The organism is Synechococcus sp. H70.1, from assembly GCF_047502705.1.
GTDB lineage: Bacteria > Cyanobacteriota > Cyanobacteriia > Thermostichales > Thermostichaceae > Thermostichus.
This window is the reverse complement of the sequence record NZ_JANSIV010000014.1, coordinates 54,376-56,922: the sequence shown is the minus strand read 5'-3', so window position 1 is coordinate 56,922 and position 2,547 is coordinate 54,376. Positions and strand designations below refer to the sequence as shown.

2 protein-coding genes are annotated in these 2,547 nt (G+C 61.0%); one reads left to right on the top strand and one right to left on the bottom strand.

What is annotated here, in order from left to right:
- A partial coding sequence (locus NW827_RS01080; RefSeq protein ID WP_414503231.1) for a hypothetical protein occupies positions 1–1,631 on the bottom strand: 1,631 nt, incomplete at its 3' end.
- Positions 1,632–2,003: 372 nt separating this feature from the next.
- On the opposite strand from NW827_RS01080, the gene NW827_RS01075 reads away from it, so the two are divergent.
- On the top strand, positions 2,004–2,303 hold the full coding sequence (locus NW827_RS01075) for a ferredoxin (RefSeq protein ID WP_414360687.1): 300 nt from the start codon (positions 2,004–2,006) through the stop codon (positions 2,301–2,303).
- Positions 2,304–2,547 lie beyond the last annotated feature (244 nt).

Here is a 2,547-nt window from a genome sequence, read left to right as displayed (position 1 = left end):
TCGGGCGGTTGGTTGAAGACGTTGCCCGTCACCGAGGCCTTGGCAAAGGGCGAGAGGTTGCCCGAAGCCTGGGTCTGCCGATCCACAATGTCGGCGATGAAGAAGGGGCTGTTGATGGAAGCCTCAAAGCGGTTCTCGCGGATGGTGACCGTGGCAGGCTCCGCCGACACCACGTGCACGCCGGCAACCGTGTAGCCGCGCAGCAGGTTCTTGTGGATATCGGCCTGCGAGAAGTCGCAGACTTGGACAGAGACGTAGGTGTCGGCCTGCGTGGGCCGTGCGAAGTCGTTGAAGGAAACTTCTACGTTGCGCGCCCCTTGGTTGGCTAGGTCGCACTCACCAATGCCCACCTGGTAGTCCACCGCCGGGCCACCCGCGTCGGGGTCGCGGCCCAAGGTGCCCGTAATCCGGAAGCCGTTGCCCTCCGTTCCCCCCAGGGTGGCGTCGTTGGCCAAGATCTTGACGTTGCGCAGCGTGCTCGTGCCGTCGAGGGAGTTCAGCGTCAGGCCGGGCCTGTCAACAGGGATCACAATCTCACCTTCTGCCGTGAAGGAACCCGGGCCTGCCGTCACCGTCGGGTTGGGGCCGGCCGCTTCGGCAATGGCGCGGGTGAGGGAGAGATAGACGTTGCTGGTGTTGCTGTTGAAGGCAAGGCCGCTGCCTGCCGCCACAATGGCCCGCCGCTCAGCCGCGCTCAAGCCGCTGCCGCGGTCGTCACGAATGGCGTAGACGTTGGCCGCCGCCGCTGTTGGGGTAATGGTGTTGCCGGCAAAAGTCAGGCTCAGCCCCGTCACTGCCGGCTCGATGAAGATGGCGGCAGAGCCGGCACCCACATCCTGCGCCGCAGGGTTGATCAGTTGAGTTGGGATGTTGGGGGCAGCTCCGTAGCCCAAGAAGATGTTGTTGGTCTCCACCCGCAGGTTGATGCCCGCGTTGTCGCCGGCAATGCGGATGCCTGCCGAGCTGCCCGCGCCAGCCACAAACAGGTTAGAGCGGGTTACTGTCAGGTTCTTGGAGGTGGTGCCGGCAGCCGCTGAGCCAAAGCCAATGGCTACCCCGCGAGAAGCCGGAGGGGTTACCGTTGGAAAGAGAACAATATCGACGCCGGTAACGGTAACTTCGGTGGCGCCTTCGGCATTAATGCCGTACTCAATGGGTTCCAAAGAGCGGGTGTTGAGAATGCTGAAGTTCTCCAGGACAACGCCGCTGGCATTGTTGGTCACTTGCACGGGAGCGCCGGTAGCTGCACCCACCACGATGGCATCGCCCACATTGCCAGTTGCGCCGCGCACCGTAACGTTGCTGCGGTTGATGACAATGTTCTGGCGGTAAACACCCGGCTGGAGAACGATGGTAAGAGGCTGAGCCGGGTCAGAGGAAGCGATGATCTGGCTGATGTTGCTCTCAGGAGTGACGTTAACCGTTCCCGAGGGACGTGGGGTTGGCGTGGGAGTTGGCGGCGGGGCCGGGGGAGCCGGAGGGGCCGGCGGCGGTGGGGGCGGCACAGGCACTGCCGGGCCAGAGCTATCTTCGCCGCAGCCCGTCAGGATTACCGGCACAAGTATCACGGCAGACGCTAGGGTCAAAGAACCCAGTGACTTTAGCAGCCACTTCTGGATTGTTCCGTTCATTTTTCTCCTCTTAACCAAAAAAGTAGGGTTCGGCTGAACACTTCCCTTAACTTACCCGATTGACTGGCCCAAAGCAACTGATGAGGCTAGGGGCTTGCCGTTCGGGCGGGAGACGCACGCGCGCTTGTGTCAGCGCTTGCTCTGGTTACTCCGTAAATCATACAGGCAGATCTGCCCAGGTTGACAAGTCTTGCCCTTTTTTCAAGAAAAGTTGGGATCCAGGGGGATACAGCGCGGTCTGGGGGCGGGGGGTTGACGCTTTGCCCCCAGAAAACCAGAAGATTTGCCTATTTCCTGGCAAAAGGGTGCTTGATCCGGGGCAGAAGGGTGGCAGGATGAGGAGTGGACGTTTTTTCTGGAGACCCAAGCAGGATGGCTGTCTACAAAGTTCGGTTGATCAACGAAGAGCGGGGCTTGGACGTTACCATCGATGTGCCGGACGACGAGTACATTCTGGATGTGGCGGAGGAGCAAGGGATCGAGCTGCCCTACTCCTGCCGCGCCGGGGCCTGTTCGACCTGTGCCGGCAAGCTGGTAAGCGGCACGGTGGATCAAAGTGATCAATCCTTCCTGGATGACGATCAGATTGCGCAGGGCTATGTGTTGACCTGCGTGGCCTACCCCACTTCTGACTGCACCATCATTACCCATCAAGAAGAGGCGCTGTACTGAGGTCCTCACCCCCGATCCCTCACCCCCGGCCCCTCTCCCCAAGGGAGAGGGGGGTAGGATTTTCTTATCCTCTGTAGAACTTTTTGACGATGACCCCAGAGCAAGAAGAGGGGTTAATCCGGGCCGTTCAAGAGCTGCAGGCTGCCCAGCAGGAGCTGCGCCTTGTCCAACAGACAGGTTCTGATTCAGGAAGTCCGCGAGGGGCAGGCGATGCTGGCGCAGTTTTTCCGCGAGGCGCTGGATC